Origin of the sequence: Kitasatospora sp. NPDC087315 (assembly GCF_044744345.1) — a bacterium.
In the GTDB taxonomy this organism is placed as follows: domain Bacteria; phylum Actinomycetota; class Actinomycetes; order Streptomycetales; family Streptomycetaceae; genus Kitasatospora.
On the sequence record NZ_JBIUYD010000017.1, the window covers coordinates 78,928 to 94,301 of the forward strand.

Below are 15,374 nucleotides of genomic sequence, written 5' to 3' on the forward strand. Positions count from 1 at the left end.
CCGCGCCCGCACGGTGGTGGGCGGGTCCGGGATGCCCCCCCCCGGACCCGCCCACCGCCTGCCGACCGCTCGTACCGTTCGTGCGACTCAGGCCGGTTCTGCGAGAACGGTGGCGAGTTCCTTGCGCGCGGTGACACCGAGCTTCCCGTACGCGTGGTACAGGTGGTTCTCCACGGTGCGGACGGAGAGCACCAGCCGGTCGGCGATCTCCTGGTTGGACAGCCGGGAGACGGCCAGCGCCGCGACCTCCCGCTCCCGGGCGGTCAGCCTCGTCCCGGCCCCCTGCTCCCGACGGTCGGCCGGCACCGCCCACACCGGCGGCTCGACGCCACCGCGCGCCACCAGTTCGGCCCCGGCGGCCTGCGCGGCCCGCGCCGCCCGGCGGTTGCCGGCCGCCTGATGGGCCCCGGCCGCCTGATGGGCGGCCTCCGCCGCCAGCGGCAGCAGCCCCAGCGCGGCGAACCGCCCCGAGACCTCGTCCAGGGCGGCGCCGTCGCCCTCCGCGAGCGCGAGGACGTGGCGCAGGACCACCGCGCCACCGGCCGACCCGCCGGGACCGGCCGGTGTCCGGATCGCCGCGGCCCGGGGCGCCGCACCCGTCCGGGCCGCCAGGTGCAGCGCGGAGAGCGCCTGGGCGTTCCGGCCCGCGGCCAGCGCCCGCCCGGCGACCTCCAGCGCCCGCGCGGCCGCTGCCGCGTGGTCGCCCTGGCGCGCCGTCACCAGCGCGGCCTCCAGCTCCACGGCATCCGCCATCAGCGGGTACGCGCACTCCTCCCGCTGCGCCTCCCGGGCCTCCGCCAGCAGCGAGGCCGCCTCCGCCTCGTCCCCCGACTCGGCCACCGCACCGGCGAGCCGGGCCAGGCGCAGGGACCGCGTGGCGAGCCAGTCAGTGGTCCCGCCGAACGCGGCCGCCTCCCGGAGCAGTTCGACCGCCTCGGCCGCACGGCCCTCGGCCCGCAGGAGGTGCGCCTCCAGGAGCCGGGCGTAGGTGCGCCCGCGGAGGCCGCCGCCGTCGGCGGCCGCGCGCAGTTCCGCCAGCACCGGCCGGGCCCCGGCCGGCCCCCCGGTGTGCGCGGCCACCAGTCCGGCCACGTAGAGGTGCTCCACGTCCGGCGCCGGGCCCCGGCCGACGGCCGGCGTGCCCTCGTCGTCGCCCGACTCGTGGCGCAGGAGGGCGAGCAGCGCACCGGCCCCCTCCGCCGTCACGGCCAGCTGCCGGGCCTCGCCGATCCGGTCCTTGAGCAGCCGCACCAGGGCCCGCGCCCCGAGGTCCGTCTCGGCGACCGCCTCCGCCTCCGCGAGCCGCCCCAGGCCGAGGCCCATGTTCAGGGCCCGCGGGCGCAGCACGGCGGCGGAGTGCGCGGCCCGCGCGAAGCAGGCCTCGGCCTCCACGTGGCGGGACTGACCGGCCAGCGCCTCGCCGAGGAGCACGGCAGCCCCGGCGTCGACGCCCGCTGCGGCACCGGACGCTGCGGAAGCGGCACCGGCGGCGAGCGCCGCCCGGCTCAGCCGCTCGGCGAGCGGGTGGTCCTCGGCGCGCAGCGCACCGGCCGCCGCCTCGCGCAGTCGCACGGGCCCGGCCGACGCCCTCGTCCCGAGGCTCAGCGCCGCGATCCGGACGGCGTCGCCGGAACGCCTGGCCCCGGTGCCCAGGATCGCGTCGGCGATCTCCGACCTGAGCCGGCGGGCCGTCAGCTCGGGCAGGTTCGCCGCCACCACGGCCGCGCAGAACGGGTGCGCGAGCCGCAGGGAGAGCCGGGAGCGGGACCGCTCGGCGACCAGCACGCCACGGTGGTTCAGCGCCTCCGCCGCCTCCCGCAGCGCGTCGACGACCGGCAGCCCGGCCTCCAGCGGCCCGGCGAACGCCAGCATGTTCACGAGCTCGCGCTCGCCCGGGTCCAGCTCGCCGAGGAGCAGGTCCACCAGATCGACCAGCTGGCTGTCGGGCGTGCCCTGCAGACCCGGCCACCACCACCGCCCCTCCACCCGCCGGAGGCTTCCCTCGGCGAGCGCCTGGTCCGCCACCTCACGGAGGATCAGCGGATTGCCGCGGGTGAGGTCCCAGAAACGGGCCGCGGCGTCGACCGCCACCGGCCCGCCGAGCCGGGCGGTGAGCATCCGGACGACGCCCGACCGGTCGAGGGCGTCCACGGCGAGCCTGCGCACCCGTTTGCCGATCAGCAGACGGCGCAGCGCGTCGGGCAGCGCGGCCCCGGGCTCGGTGCTGGCCAGCAGCACCGCCCGGCCGCCGCCCACCAGCCGGCACACCAGCTCCAGGGTCACCCGGTCGACCAGGTGCACGTCGTCGATCGCCACGGTGACCCGGCGGAGCGCGGCCGGCGCCGTGCCACCGTTCAACAGGTCGCGCACGGCGTCGCCGCTCACCACCCGGTCCCCGTTGCCCCCGGCCTGCTCCAGCGCGGCGTTCAGCAGCGTGGTCTTCCCCGCCCCCTGCTCGCCGACCAGCAGTACACCGACCCCCGCGGCCGTCCACTCGTCGATCTCCGCGAGTTCCGCCTCCCTCGCGGTGACCGGCCACTCACCTTCGACCACTGCTGCCATTTCTCCCCCATGCAGACCGCGGACGTCCCACTGCTCCCTCCGGCGAATTTCCCGGAGGCCGTGAATCAGGACTTCGGGGCGTTCGCCCGAATGTAGACGATCGGCACCGGAACGCTGATGACGCCGTGCTCGTCCCGCAGCGTGTCCAGCCGCCGGGAAACCTCGGCGATCAATTCACGACGCTCGTTCTCCTCGATGCGCTCCCACATTCCGCGCATTCCGGTGGTGTAGGTGAATTCGACCCACTGCTCGCCCGACGTCACGACGACCGGCAGTTCCTCCTCGACCACCTCGATGTCGACGAACCCGGCGTCCGCCAGGGTCTTCTCGATCGACTCCGCCGTGATCAGCCAGTTCGCGCCGGCGTTGGCGAACTGCGAGTCGTACGCCCCGCTCTGCTTCAGCGACAGCAGCATGTACGGCATCAGCAGCTCGTTCACGGCCTCCGGGAACAGCGCCCACTTGCCGTGCGCGGTCGAGAAGAACGACGGCGCGGCCGTCGCGAACCGCCCACCGGCCCGCAGCAGTTCCAGGTAGGGCCGGACGTCGTCGGCGCTCTTGACCCAGATGAACAGGCTGCAGCTGCCGACGACCGCGTCGAACCGCCCGGCCTCGAACTCCGGCCGCTGCCCGTTCATGACCTGCACGCCGACGTGCCGCAGCCCCAGGTTCGCCGCGTCCGCCTGCGCGTACTTGACCATCTCCTCGGAGATGTCGATGCCGACCACCTCGCCGCCCGCCCCGACGGCCTCCGCCGCCGGGAAGAGCACGGCCCCCCGGCCGGAACCGACGTCGAGGACCGACGCCCCCGCGGAGATCCCCGAGAACTCGACGAGGCGACGCCCGATGGGCCGGAAGAACTCCACACCGCTCTGGTCGTAGACCTTCGCCGCCTTGTTGAAGAGCTTGTACATCTCTTCGGTGTTCTCAGTGGTTCCCATGCCAGCCTCCCCGAATTCGACGGGCCGCCGTCCTGGCCGCCCATCACATTTTCCGGGCAATATCAACACGATTCCGGCCACCTGTCCAATAGCAAGCCCCACTCCCCGCCATCAAGAATCGTTATGACCCCGGGCCGCCCGTCCGCGCCCACCGGATCGACCCAGCTCAGCGCCACCGTGCGGGCGCTCCACTCCTTCGCCGCCACCGGCTCTGCTCCTCAACACCGCCCAGCCCATGGCCGTCCCCCGCTCCCAGGCCGACGAGACGCCGGAAAGGCCGTTCTCGTCGGCGGCGAAAACGGCCTAAGACCTGCAGTTGTGCAAGTCGGGGCGACAGGATTTGAACCTGCGCCCCCTTGACTCCCTCTTTCACCCGAGACTGCTGCGGCTGAGTGACACGGGTACGGCTCCCCGAGGATGTTCACGATGTGACGAGTCGACTCCTCTTAACTTCATCTGAGATTCGGATGCGCCGCTCAGCAGGTGGTCGCCTGCGTCCGCCGCCCATGGAGGTCATTGCATGAATCTTCGTCCCTGGGTTGCAGCATCGCTGGCGGGCGCGGTTGTCGCCCTTGCGTCTCCGTCGGCAGGCGTCGCCGCGCAGGCGTCTGCACGGCACGCGTCCGGCTCCCCGTGGCTCCAGGACGGGGACGGGGACGAGGACAGGGACGGGGACCACCATCACCACAATCCCTGGCGTGACTGCCACAGTTCCCGCCGTGTCGTGCTCATCGACCAGAACTTCAGGGCGATCCTGGTCAACGGCCGGTACGGGCCGGAGGCTATCGTCATCCAGGGGGACTCGTCATCCTCATCGTCGTCGCCGGCCGCACCATGGAACAGCTTTACTGTTTCGACGTATCTGAACGTGGATTACCCCACCCAGAGCAGCAATCAGTACCAGTGGAAGATCCGTGACTTTTTCAGGGAACACCCGCTCTTCGTGGTGAGGGCATTCGGCCGCCACGAACGAGCTTTCCCCTTCCCGGCCACCCACTGCACCAACGGCCAGGACGACGGCGACCGCGGTGACCGTGCCTTTCCAGACGGTGGTGAAGCCACCGACGGAAGAGGCGCGTCCGGCTCCCCGTCGCCCCTGGGAGGGGACAACCCTCAAAACGGCCGGCCCGAGCCGGAGACTCCCGGCTCCGGGGGCACCGTCCGCCCTCTTCCGCGCGATACTGCGGCATCCGGCAGGAGCGACCGTCTTTTGAGCGCGAAGCACATCGGGATCGCGGCCGGCGGTTTGCTGATGGTTCTGGGAATGCTGGCTACGGCACGGCTTCGCCGACGTCGTTCCGCCGCGCGATCCTCGACCGGAAGAGGAACCGACAGCACCTTTGGTCCCTGACATCACGTTGCAGCAGGAGCCTGATGAGCCGCCACCCCCGCCGTACCGATGACGAACGGCCGGCCTCCGGGGAGGCGGCCGGGCCGGCCCCGGTGCGGAGATCGGGGCCCTTCCAGCAGGACTGGTCAGGAGGGACTGCTGCTTCCGGCGGAGGGCGGGCCGGCCGGGGGGCCGGGTGCGACGAAGGGACTGAGGGTGACGGAGGGCGGGCCGGCAGGGGGGCCGGGTGTGGCAGCGAGGCTGGGTGCGGCGGAGGCCGAGCCCGCCGGGGGGCCGGGTACGACAGAGGAACTGCCGCTTCCGGCGGAGGCCGAGCCGGCCGAGGGACCGGGTGCGGCGGAGGCCGAGCCCGCCGGGGGGCTGGGCGCGGCGGAGGGGCCGGGCTTGGCCGAGGGGCTTGGGTGTGGCCGAGGTGCCGGGTTCGGCCGAGGTGCCGGGTTCGGCCGAGCGCGGCTGGGTGTGGCGGAGGGGCCGGGCTCGTCCGAGGGGCTGGATGTGGCCGAGGGGCTCGGGCGGGGGTCGTGGAGGCAGATCAAGTCAGGGTTCTTGAATCCAAAGCTCAGGCCCCACTCCCTGTCGCAGCCGCCCCAGTATGTTCCCACCCAGCCGCAGTAGGGGCCGCCGTAGCTGTGACAGGGGGGCACTGATCCCTGCGGGCCCGGATTCGTGACGGGGGGCTGGGGTGATTCGGCTTCGATCCGCGAGGTGCCGAGGGCGCTGACCATGCGGACCTGCGTGGCATCGGAACCCTGGGACATCCAGCCCGAGAAGAAGAGGGGCAGGCCAAAGGCCGAGGCGGAAGCCGCCACCGTTGAAGCAGCGAGAGCGCAGCGGGTGAGGCGCATGACTATTCCTCTTGGCTTTGTGGTCTGTGGCAGGTGTGAATGAACTCCGTACACGAGCGCCGCCGCTGTTAGCGCCGGACTTGAACGTATGGTATGGAGATCCCCGGCAGCCGGCGGAACCGCCAATCAGGCGGCCTTGCTCCGGTTTTTCACTCGAAGAGCCTCGCCTCGATCCACCGTCGATGTGCCACCGAACTGCATGGAGGATTCGGACCTGATCCCGGCCATCGCCCGGATCAAACGCCTGCGCAACGCCCTCGACGCCGCCGTCCGTGCGCAGGACGGCCACGTCACGCGGGCGGATACCGCCCGTGAAGCCGGTGCCGAGGGCCTTCAGCACCGCCTCCTTGGCGGCGGACCGCCCGGCGAGGAACTCCCGCGCGCGGTCGGGACCGAACGCCTCGGCGGCGGCGAGCTCGGCCTCGTCGTAGACGAAGGCCCGGGGAGAAATTCCGTGCCCGAGGGGGGACTTGCCCCATCCGCCACCCTCTTGCCCCATCCGCCACCCTAGAGTGGGCCTCCGTGGTCCGGTAGCCGGACAGCCGGTGACCTGCGGCCCGCAGGGGAAGCTCCCGCGCCGGTGGTTGCACGTGCTGGATCGACATAGCGCGCAAGGTGTCGAGAAGGACCGGTCCGTCGGCGGTTCGGACGAGCCAGCAGGTCCAGCCATTGGCATCCGCTCCCATGGCTCCCGCGGCTCCGGACGGCGAGTCGCGGACGGCGCCGTCGGCGGTTTGCCGCGACCGGATTGTCGGTTAGGTTGACAAGTGGAGGCCGATCCCGATGCCCTTGGCCAGGGTGATGGCCAGGCCCGCGAGTTCGGGGCCGCACAGGCTTACGGCTCCGGTGGAGTCGTACCGGGAGCGGGTGTTCGCGGGGCAGTTCATGGCCGCTGGAGGGTGGGTCGGACACGATGGGGGGCTCGCGTTGGATCGCCTGGCCGGAGCGGACCTGGAAGTCGGCCCGGCCCAACTCGTGCTTGACGGGTTTGTCATCTTGCCCGGTCCGGCCGCGCGGCTCGTACGGGCTGACGATCCCGGCCATGACGGAGGGCGGCAGCGGGCAGTTCCCGCGGGGCTCGACCGCCGCCGCGCGGGGGGTCGCGACGCGGACGAGTCCGGCGATGAAGTGCGGGCTTTCGCCGGGGCCGCAGAAGCGGTCGGCGACCAGTGCCCGAATTCCGAACTGCCCGCGGGAGCCCGGGTGCTGACGGGACACACGGGCCGTGGTGTGCCCGGACCCACGGCCACCGGAGTCGTCCGGAGACAACGCCCCGCCGTCGTGCCCGCGGGTCGACCGGACGCGGTGGGCGGGTGACCGGCCGGCCGGCGGCCGCGGTGCTGCCCCCACCGCTGCGCGTGTGGCTCGGGCTGATCGCGGCCTTCGCCGCACTGGTGGTCGCCGTGCTCGGGATCCGGTATGCCGACGAGGGCGAGCCCGGCATGGTGGACGCGCGGATCCAGGCGGCGGTGGACGGTGTGGGGCCGCCGTGGCGGTACGTCGCTCTGGCCGCGGACTCCTTGGGGGAACCCGTGGGAGCCGCGACGCTGGTCGCGGCCACCGTGACGGGCTGCCTGCTGCTTCGGCGTCCTCGCGCGGCGGTGTTCATCGTTGCCGGCGTCGGCATGACCGTGGGGACGGCGACGCTGCTCAAGCACCTGGTGGGACGCACCATCCACGGCGGGTACCTGTCCTACCCGAGCGGGCACACCGCCTTCGCCACCGCGCTCGCCCTCGCGGTGGCGATGCTCGCGACTCGCCGCCGGGACCGGGACCGGGACGGGCTCGGCCCCGGCAGGACGGCCGGCACCTTGCTCGTGCTCGCCGCGGCGCTGGTCGCCGGCGCCGCCATGGGCTGGGCGCAGGTCGCTCTGGGCGCGCACTACCCGACCGACGCCCTCGGCGGCTGGTGTACCGCGCTGGCGGTGATACCGGCGACCGCGTGGCTGGTCGACCGGACGGCCGACCGGCTGGCCGACGCCGGTCGGCGGGAGCGTCGCTGACGTCACGTCACGTCACGCCAAGCGACGGAATACGGGCTTCACCGGCCGCCCTGCCAGCCAGGGCGTGGGGTCGGCGGCGTCCAGTGCCTTCCGGTACACGGCGCATGCCTCGGCCACCACGTCGACGGTGCGGTCGATGTCGGCGTCGCCGAGCGCGCTGCTCACCACGAACGACGGGGCCAGCACTCCGCCCGCGAGGAGCCGGCGCAGGAACAGGGTGCGGTACTGCTGCGACGGCTGCCGGTTCTCGTCGAGGGTGGCGAAGACCAGGTTGCTGGCCCGGCCCCGGACGACGAGGTGGTCGCCGACGCCCGCGCGGGCGGCGGCCTCGCGGACACCGGCGGCCAGCCGCTCGCCGAGGGCGTGCAGCCGAGCGGTGATGCCCTCCTCGGCGTAGGTGGTCTGCACCGCCATCGCGGCGGCCAGCGAGTGCGTTTCCGCACCGTGCGTGGTGGACAGCAGGAACACCCGGTCGCCGGAGTGACGCAGCCCGCCCCGCTCCATCAGGTCGCGGCGCCCGGCCAACGCGGAGACGGCGAACCCGTTGCCCAGCGCCTTGCCGAACGTGGAGAGGTCGGGGACGACGCCGTACAGGCCCTGGGCGCCCGCCTCGGACCAGCGGAAGCCGGTGATCATCTCATCGAAGATCAGTACGCAGCCGTGCCGGTCGGCCAGCTCGCGCAGGCCGGCGAGGTACCCGGGCGGCGGCTCGGCGTGGCCGGCGGGTTCGAGGATCAGGCAGGCGACCTCGCCCCGGTGGCGGGTGAGCAGTTCCTCGGTGGCCGCGAGGTCCCCGTACGGGAAGGAGACGGTGAGGTCGGTGATCGCCTCCGGGATGCCGGCGTTCATCGGGGTGGTGCCGATGAACCAGTCGTCGACGGAGAAGAACGGGTGGTCGGCGCAGATCGCCACCCGGGTGCGGCCGGTGACGGCGCGGGCGAGGCGTACGGCGGCGGTGGTGACGTCGGAGCCGTTCTTGGCGAACTTGACCATCTCGGCGGTGGGCACGGTGGCCAGGAAGCGTTCGGCGGCGTCGAGTTCGAGGATGGACGGCCGGGCGAAGTTGCTGCCCCGGTCGAGTTCGCGGCGGACGGCTTCGGTCACCCGCGGGTGGGCGTGGCCGAGGCTGACGGAGCGCAGGCCGGAGCCGTACTCGACGTAGCGGTTGCCGTCCACGTCCCAGACGTGGGCGCCGCGGCCGTGGCTGATGACCGGGGCGAGGTTCTCCGGGTACTGGTCGTCGCCCTTGGCGTAGGTGTGTGCGCCGCCGGGGATCAGGACGTGCAGCCGCTCGTTCGCCGCCCGGGACTTGGGGAGCTGGAAGTCGTCAACGGCCATGGGGGCTCAGTTCTCCTCAGAACGCAGGACCTCGGCGAGGCTCGGCGCCTCCCGGTCCCGCTTGGACATCGATATGGCCGGCAGCGGCCAGGCGATGGCGAGCTCCGGGTCGTCGAAGGCGATCGTCACGTCCTCGCTCGGGTCGTGCGGGCGGTCGATCCGGTACGAGATGTCGGCGTCGGTCAGCGCCTGGAAGCCGTGCGCGCACCCCGCCGGGATGTATACGCTCGCCTGCGTCTCGCCGGAGAGCTGGAAGGTGGCCACGTTGCGGTAGGTCGGCGAGCCGGGGCGCAGGTCCACGACCACGTCGAACACCTCCCCGTGCGAGCAGCGCACGATCTTGGCCTCCCCGGCGCCGGAGCGCAGGTGCATGCCGCGCAGCACGCCCCGCACCGAGCGGGAGACGCTGTGCTGCACGAAGGCGTTGGGGTCGATGCCCACCGAGCGCAGCACCTCGGCGTCGAAGGTGCGGCAGAAGAAGCCGCGCTCGTCGGCGTACGGGCTCGGGGTGAACAAGAACGCGCCGGCGATCGCCGGGACTTCGGTGACCTTCATGAGGAGTCCTTGGACAGAAAGAGGGCCCTGGTCAGGGCGGTGAACTGGTGCTCAAGGCGTCGGACGGCGGTCAGGTTCCGCTCGGTGAGGGTCCGCCGCAGCTCCCCCGATCGCTGCTCCAGCGCCCGGAACTGCTCGATCAGCCGGTCGGCGTCGACCTCGCGAGCCGGGTGGCAGTACGCGCCCAGCCCCATCCGGGCCATGAGCGCGTCGCTCTTCGCCGCGTAGCTCAGTGCGAGCGTCGGCGTGCCGACCTTCAACGCGCAGATCAGGTTGTGGTACCGGGTCGCCACCACGGTGTCGGCAGCCGCCACCTCCTTCATCAGGTCGGCCAGTGAGGCCGCCTCAGCGGCGGTGACCAGCGGAGAGTCCACCGCGTCGAGGATCGCGGCGACCACCGGCACGTCGACCTCGTCGCCCATGAGCAGCCGGACCGGCCTGCCGTCCTCGACCAGCGCGCGGACGAACCGGGTCGTCCCGTCGAGGTAGCGCCGGTGGATCTCCTCGGCCCGGGCGCGGTCGTCGTTGCCGCCGTGGAAGGCCATGACGCCGACGCAGACCGGGCCCGGCCGGCCCGGGGACGCGCTCGCCGGCGGCGTCGGCAGGGAGAAGGCGAGGTCCGGGTAGACCTCGTCCCGCGCGGTGTCCACGCCCATCGCCCGCATCGCGTCGCGGGACGGGGCGTCCCGGTACGACCGGTACGCGGCCAGCCGCGCCGACCAGCGCACCAGGGCCCGGGTGGGCCGGTTGCCGATCGCGGCGGCGCCGACGCAGACCAGCGCCACCCGGGTGCCGAACAGCCGGCCGGACGCGCAGAGCAGGAACAGCGAGTACGGGAAGCCCCACGGCCGCAGCGGCAGCGTGGCCTCCAGGACGCCCATGCCCGGCACGATCACCACGTCATGCCGGCGCACCCAGGCAGCGGTGCGGAAGGCGTCGACGAGCTTGCCCAGGCCCTTCGCCGCGATCGCGCCCGCCCGCGATGCGGTCCGGTACTCCCCGCGGTACCAGTGCATCCGCGTCGCGGGGATCCGGTACCGGGTCGCGACGACCTCGGGTCCGCCGCACAGCGCGTCCACGACCGCCGCCGGGTGCTCGGTGCGGAGGTAGCCGAGCACGGCCTCGAGCGACCCGTCGTTGCCGAGGTTGCCGGAGCCGAGCAGGCCGAACACCCCGACGCGCACCGGAGTTCCGTCCGCCGACGTCATACCTGCCTCCCCTCACGTCCGGCCACGAGGGCGTCGACGGAGACCGTGAGCAGGGCCGGGTCGACCGGGGCGCGGTCCTCGACCCGCTCGCCGGCGCCCGGCCGGACCCGGCTGGCCATCCATGCGGCCAGGTGGCGGTAGCACGCGCGCCGGTCGTCCGGGGACAACGGCGCCCGCCGGATCGCCGCGACGAAGCCCCAGACGTACTCGGCGAGCAGCCGGGGCGTCGGGTGCAGCGGGCCTGCCCGGCGCGGGTCCAGGTTGACGCACCGGGAGCGTTTGGAAGGGTTCGCCCGCTCGGCGCGGGTGGGGTGGTCGCGGCGGAAGTACAGCAGCTCCGACACCTGGTGGAAGGGCCCGCGCAGGCCGATCTCGGCGACGAACGTGCGGTCCGCGTGGTGGTAGCTGTCGAGCGGCTTCACCCGGCGCAGCACGTCGGCCCGCATCACCCCGTAGAAGTCGTCGCCACCGGGCTCGAACAGCATGCTGCGGAAGCGCTCCGGCGCGTGCGGCGAGTCGGTGGCGAGCCCGTACTCGTAGGGGACCTTCACCTGGCCGTCGCCGTCGACGACCGCCTGGTCGGCGTGCGCGAGGATCACGTCCGGCCGCTCGTCCAGCGTCTCCACGCAGCGCAGCAGCAGGTCCCGGGCGTACAGGTCGTCGTGCGAGGCCCACTTGAACAACTCACCACGGCACTCGGTGAACACGCGGTTGTGGTTCGGTGCGGCGCCGATGTTCCGGGGCAGCCGGAGGTACCGGATGCGCGAGTCCCGCGCGGCGTACCGGCGGCAGATGTCCTGGGTCGCGTCGGTCGAGGCGTTGTCGGAGATGACCAGCTCGAAGTCCTCGTAGGTCTGGCCGAGCAGGGCGTCGAGCGACTCGGCGAGGTATTCCTCGCCGTTGTAGACGGGCAGGCCGATGCTCAACCGGGGAAGGGCGGTCATGGCGTCCTCACTTCGGGGATGGGGTTCCGGCGGTGCTCGCGCAGGGCGGACCGCAGTTGCAGCCACCACACGGCCGAGCCGCTGACGGTCGCGGCGGCGACGCCCCAGGCCGAGCCGACCGTGCCGGCGACGGCCGCCCCGCCGAGCCCGCCGCCGACATAGCAGGCGGAGGCGAACAGCTGACAGCGCAGGCTGCGCCGGGCCGCGCCGAGCGCGCGCAGCCCGGCGGCCGCGCCGGTGCCGAGGCCCGCGCCCGCGACGCTGAGGGTGACCGGCATGATGAGCGCCGCGGAGGAGTGCCAGACGCCGCCGAGCACCAGCTCGCCGAGCCGGTCCGGCATCAGCAGCAGCGCCCCGCCCCAGAGCAGTGCGGCGGCGGCCTGCCCGCCGCCCAGCAGGAGGCAGAACGGGCCGAGGCGGTGCGGGGCCTGCCGTAGCACCCGTGCCGCCTCCGGGACGGTGACCAGCGACAGCCCCATCAGCAGAGCGAGGAACGGGCCGAGCAGGAGCTCGGCGCCCCGGACCGCACCCACCGCGGCGACCCCGACGATCGCGCCGAGCCCGTACGCCCGCAGCTGGCTCGCGCCGCTGAGGCTGACGTTCTCGACCAGGTACCGGTAGCCGAGATCGCGCTGCTCGCGAAGCCACCCGCGCGCCTGGGCCACCCGGGGCCGGATGCCGGACTGAAAACACCCGTACCCCGCGGCCACCGCGGCGGAGGCGCCCCAGGCCAGCAGGAAGGCGGCCACGCTGCCCACGCGGGCCGCCACGACCATGGCCGGGACGAGCGCGACGCCCTGCACGAGGTCGTTGGCGAACGCCTTCTGCCCGGTGCCGGCGGCGAAGAACGCGAACCGCCAGGCGTCCTGCAGCAGCAGCGCCGGCAGGACGACGCCGAGGCAGGCGAACGCGGGCCCCACGCGGCCGCCGAGGCCGAGCCCGACCAGCAGACACACGGCGCCGAGGGCGGCACCGACGCCGAGCGCGGCACCCGACGACCGGGCCACCGCCGCGCGCCAGAGCGCGTCCGGCACACCGCTGAAGCGCACCACGAGCGGGTCGGTCGCCAGCCCGCGGGCGACGTTGAGCACCAGGCCGTAGGCCAGCCAGGCCAGGCTGAACACGCCGAACGCGGTCACCCCCAGCGAGCGTGCCACGTAGATCCCCACCGCGAAGTTGGTCATGCTGGAGGCCGCCTGGTCGGCCAGTCCCCAGGACAGCCGGCCGACGACGGCCCGCTTGGCGGTCCGCCGGGCTTCTCCGGGCGCCTCCGCCGATGTGGCTGTCGCCGGTGTCGTCGTCTTCACCCCCTCGGTGGTCATCGGCGTCATGCCTTGATCAGCCCGGCGCCCCGCAGGGCGCCGGCCGCGACGGCGACCGTGTCGAACGGCAGCCCGGACCGCTCGGAGACGTCCAGCAGACTGTGCTCGCCGTCGGAGAGGCTGAGCACCCAGAGCATGGCCAGCTGGGCCTGCTTCGCGTCGCTGCGGCCGCCGAGCGAGTCGTACAACCCGCGCCGGCCCAGCTGTGGTTCGCCGTAGGGGCTGAGGTTGAGGTACCGCCGGTTGCGGTCGAGAACGCCGAATGCCTCGCGGCAGACGGCGAGCGTGTCCGCCATCGCCTCCGGGGAGACGAAGTCCGGGTTGTCCGCCGAGGTGTGGTACTCGGGGTACCCGGCGTACGGGGTCCGGCTGAGCGAGCCGACGCCGAGATCGAACCCGGGCGAGCAGAACTGTCGCTCGTCGTAGCCGTACGGAGTGAACTCGGTGACGCTGTGCGGGCGTTCGGATGCGAGCAGGACGTGCCGCATCACCCGGTCGATCTCCGCGTCGCCGCGCCTGCTCTGCTTGTACGTCAGCCGGCCCGGGTCGCCGGCGCAGGCCAGCACCAGCCCGTGCTTGACCTGCTCCATCCGCTCCGCGTTGCGGGCCAGCCAGGTGATCGCCCCGATGGTGCCGGGCGCGAACAGGAACCGGTAGGTGTACCACGGCGTCCGCTCCGCCAGCGCCCGCGCCAGGAACGTCGCCACCGCGATGCCTGCCAGGTTGTCGTTGGCCAGCGACGGGTGGCAGACGTGGCAGGAGACGATCACCTCGTCGGGGACCTGCCCGGGGACGACGTGCTCGGCGTAGGTGAGGTGGCCGTCCGTGAGGGTGGAGTCGATGCGCACCTCGTACTCGCCGTCCGGCAGCGCGTCCAAGGTCTCCTGGGCCAGGCAGAACCCCCATTCCGGCGTGTAGTAGCTGGTGCGGTACGGCACCCAGGTCGGGTGGTCCGGCAGGGTGTGCAGGTGTCCGCGCAGCTCGGTCAGCGGCATCGTCGCCGCCACCGGCACGCTGTAGCCGAGCACGTGCAGGCTGGACGCGGCGAAGTCGACGACCCGGTTGCCGGCGGTGTCGGCGATGTACGCGTCCCGGATGTTCCACTCCTGCGGCACCGTCCAGTCGAGCACCTGCGTCCCGGTCGGCACCTCGTGCACCTGCAGCGGGACGTACTCGCCGACGATCTCCAGGGTGGCGCGCACACCGTCGCCGGTGATGCTCCGGCACAGCGGGTACAGCCGCTCCACCAGCGCGTGCATCTGTTCGCCGACCGTGGTCATCGGCGCCACCGCAGGGTGTCGTCGACGGTGCCGGCGTCGGACGCCGCGCGCAGCACGGCCAGCCGGGTGAAGCGCCGCTCGAAGCCCTCCCGGGTCAGCCCGAACTTCCGGTAGGCGTCGGCGAGTTCGAGCGCGCCCCGCTTCACCGTCCACTCGCAGTCGAAGCCGGGTACGGCGGCGCGGAACCGGGAGAAGTCCACCCGGTACGACCGCGGATCGGCACCGGCCTCCCCGGTGATCACCACCCGCGAGCCGGGCACCGCCTCGGCGACCTGCCCGGCGATCTCGGCGACCGTGACGTTGTTGGTCTCGCTGCCGATGTTGAACGCCCGGTCGTGCACCGCTTCGCGCGGCGCGATCAGCGCGGCCGCGAAGGCCCGGGCGATGTCGGCGGCGTGCACCAGCGGGCGCCAGGGGGTGCCGTCGGAGAGCACCAGCACCTCGCCGGACAGGAGCGCGTGGCCCACCAGGTTGTTCAGCACGATGTCGGCGCGCAGCCGGGGCGAGTAGCCGAAGGCGGTGGCGTTGCGCATGAACACCGGGCTGAAGTCGCCGTCGGCCAGCGCGTGCAGGTCGTCCTCCACCCGCACCTTGGACTCCGCGTACGGCGTCACCGGGCGCAGCGGGGCGTCCTCGGCCACCAGGTCGTCGCCGCCGGCGGCGCCGTAGACCGAGCAGGTGGACGCGTACAGGAAGCGCCGCACTCCGGCGTCGCGGGCCAGTCGGGCCAGCCGTACGGAGGCGTGGTGGTTGATGTCGTAGGTGAGGTCCGGCGCCAGCGAGCCCAGCGGGTCGTTGGACAGCGCGGCCAGGTGGATCACGGCGTCCACCCCGGCCACGTGGTCGGCCGTGACGTCGCGCAGGTCCACCCGCTGCCCCGGCGGGTCCGCGGGCGGCGGGCCGAGGACGCAGTCCGCGAACAGGCCGGCGTCCAGGCCGACGACTTCGTGCCCGGCGGCCGCGAGGACCGGGGCCATCACGGTGCCCAGGTAGCCCTGGTGTCCGGTCAGCAGTACACGCATGGT

General features: G+C 73.2%; 13 protein-coding genes. 2 read left to right on the top strand and 11 right to left on the bottom strand.

Annotation, left to right across the window (positions count from 1 at the left end; genetic code table 11):
* Positions 1-87: 87 nt before the first annotated feature.
* Positions 88-2,562: a LuxR C-terminal-related transcriptional regulator gene (locus ACIO5D_RS24215; protein ID WP_400797663.1), complete on the bottom strand. Its 2,475-nt coding sequence runs from the start codon at positions 2,560-2,562 to the stop codon at positions 88-90.
* Positions 2,563-2,627: 65 nt separating this feature from the next.
* Positions 2,628-3,503 carry a methyltransferase domain-containing protein gene (locus ACIO5D_RS24220; RefSeq protein ID WP_363607725.1) on the bottom strand — a complete coding sequence of 292 codons (876 nt, stop codon included), beginning with the start codon at positions 3,501-3,503 and terminating at the stop codon, positions 2,628-2,630.
* Between the two features lie 724 nt (positions 3,504-4,227).
* Here ACIO5D_RS24220 and ACIO5D_RS24225 point away from each other — a divergent pair.
* Positions 4,228-4,854: a hypothetical protein gene (locus tag ACIO5D_RS24225; RefSeq protein WP_400797666.1), complete on the top strand. Its 627-nt coding sequence runs from the start codon at positions 4,228-4,230 to the stop codon at positions 4,852-4,854.
* A 537-nt stretch (positions 4,855-5,391) separates the two neighbouring features.
* Here ACIO5D_RS24225 and ACIO5D_RS24230 read toward each other — a convergent pair.
* Together ACIO5D_RS24230 and ACIO5D_RS24235 are read right to left on the bottom strand one after the other, a co-directional pair.
* A complete protein-coding gene (locus ACIO5D_RS24230; protein ID WP_400797669.1) occupies positions 5,392-6,375 on the bottom strand; it encodes a 4'-phosphopantetheinyl transferase superfamily protein in 984 nt (327 codons plus the stop codon).
* Between the two features lie 79 nt (positions 6,376-6,454).
* Positions 6,455-6,586: a hypothetical protein gene (locus ACIO5D_RS24235; RefSeq protein ID WP_400797672.1), complete on the bottom strand. Its 132-nt coding sequence runs from the start codon at positions 6,584-6,586 to the stop codon at positions 6,455-6,457.
* Positions 6,587-7,012: 426 nt separating this feature from the next.
* Between ACIO5D_RS24235 and ACIO5D_RS24240 the strand changes: the two genes are divergently transcribed.
* On the top strand, positions 7,013-7,702 hold the full coding sequence (locus tag ACIO5D_RS24240) for a phosphatase PAP2 family protein (protein ID WP_400797675.1): 690 nt from the start codon (positions 7,013-7,015) through the stop codon (positions 7,700-7,702).
* 12 nt (positions 7,703-7,714) lie between these two features.
* Here the strand turns inward: ACIO5D_RS24240 and ACIO5D_RS24245 are convergent, their stop codons facing one another.
* Genes ACIO5D_RS24245 through ACIO5D_RS24275 form a run of 7 tightly spaced genes read right to left on the bottom strand, consistent with a single transcriptional unit; the run spans position 7,715 to position 15,371 of the window.
* A complete protein-coding gene (locus tag ACIO5D_RS24245) occupies positions 7,715-9,040 on the bottom strand; it encodes a glutamate-1-semialdehyde 2,1-aminomutase (protein ID WP_400758824.1) in 1,326 nt (441 codons plus the stop codon).
* A 6-nt stretch (positions 9,041-9,046) separates the two neighbouring features.
* Positions 9,047-9,595, bottom strand: a complete 549-nt coding sequence (locus ACIO5D_RS24250; protein WP_400797678.1) for a dTDP-4-dehydrorhamnose 3,5-epimerase family protein — start codon at positions 9,593-9,595, stop codon at positions 9,047-9,049.
* On the bottom strand, positions 9,592-10,803 hold the full coding sequence (locus tag ACIO5D_RS24255; protein ID WP_400657520.1) for a polysaccharide pyruvyl transferase family protein: 1,212 nt from the start codon (positions 10,801-10,803) through the stop codon (positions 9,592-9,594). Before ACIO5D_RS24255 ends, ACIO5D_RS24250 begins: the two co-directional genes overlap by 4 nt.
* Entirely contained in the window at positions 10,800-11,747 is a 948-nt protein-coding gene (locus ACIO5D_RS24260; RefSeq protein WP_400797681.1) for a glycosyltransferase family 2 protein, read from the bottom strand. Before ACIO5D_RS24260 ends, ACIO5D_RS24255 begins: the two co-directional genes overlap by 4 nt.
* Positions 11,744-13,069 carry a hypothetical protein gene (locus tag ACIO5D_RS24265; protein ID WP_400758920.1) on the bottom strand — a complete coding sequence of 442 codons (1,326 nt, stop codon included), beginning with the start codon at positions 13,067-13,069 and terminating at the stop codon, positions 11,744-11,746. The genes ACIO5D_RS24260 and ACIO5D_RS24265 overlap by 4 nt, the downstream gene beginning before the upstream one ends.
* 5 nt (positions 13,070-13,074) lie before the next feature.
* On the bottom strand, positions 13,075-14,358 hold the full coding sequence (locus ACIO5D_RS24270) for a DUF4910 domain-containing protein (protein ID WP_400797684.1): 1,284 nt from the start codon (positions 14,356-14,358) through the stop codon (positions 13,075-13,077).
* The gene (locus ACIO5D_RS24275; protein ID WP_363607715.1) at positions 14,346-15,371 is read right to left on the bottom strand and encodes an SDR family oxidoreductase; all 1,026 of its coding nucleotides are present in this window, start codon (positions 15,369-15,371) and stop codon (positions 14,346-14,348) included. Before ACIO5D_RS24275 ends, ACIO5D_RS24270 begins: the two co-directional genes overlap by 13 nt.
* Positions 15,372-15,374 lie beyond the last annotated feature (3 nt).

Excerpts from the sequence above, each read along its gene's own strand:
- ACIO5D_RS24215 (WP_400797663.1), bottom strand. The coding sequence starts at position 2,562 with ATGGCAGCAGTGGTCGAAGGTGAGTGGCCGGTCACCGCGAGGGAGGCG.
- ACIO5D_RS24220 (WP_363607725.1), bottom strand. The coding sequence starts at position 3,503 with ATGGGAACCACTGAGAACACCGAAGAGATGTACAAGCTCTTCAACAAG.
- ACIO5D_RS24230 (WP_400797669.1), bottom strand. The coding sequence starts at position 6,375 with ATGCCAATGGCTGGACCTGCTGGCTCGTCCGAACCGCCGACGGACCGG.
- ACIO5D_RS24235 (WP_400797672.1), bottom strand. The coding sequence starts at position 6,586 with ATGAACTGCCCCGCGAACACCCGCTCCCGGTACGACTCCACCGGAGCC.
- ACIO5D_RS24245 (WP_400758824.1), bottom strand. The coding sequence starts at position 9,040 with ATGGCCGTTGACGACTTCCAGCTCCCCAAGTCCCGGGCGGCGAACGAG.
- ACIO5D_RS24250 (WP_400797678.1), bottom strand. The coding sequence starts at position 9,595 with ATGAAGGTCACCGAAGTCCCGGCGATCGCCGGCGCGTTCTTGTTCACC.
- ACIO5D_RS24255 (WP_400657520.1), bottom strand. The coding sequence starts at position 10,803 with ATGACGTCGGCGGACGGAACTCCGGTGCGCGTCGGGGTGTTCGGCCTG.
- ACIO5D_RS24260 (WP_400797681.1), bottom strand. The coding sequence starts at position 11,747 with ATGACCGCCCTTCCCCGGTTGAGCATCGGCCTGCCCGTCTACAACGGC.
- ACIO5D_RS24265 (WP_400758920.1), bottom strand. The coding sequence starts at position 13,069 with ATGACCACCGAGGGGGTGAAGACGACGACACCGGCGACAGCCACATCG.
- ACIO5D_RS24275 (WP_363607715.1), bottom strand. The coding sequence starts at position 15,371 with ATGCGTGTACTGCTGACCGGACACCAGGGCTACCTGGGCACCGTGATG.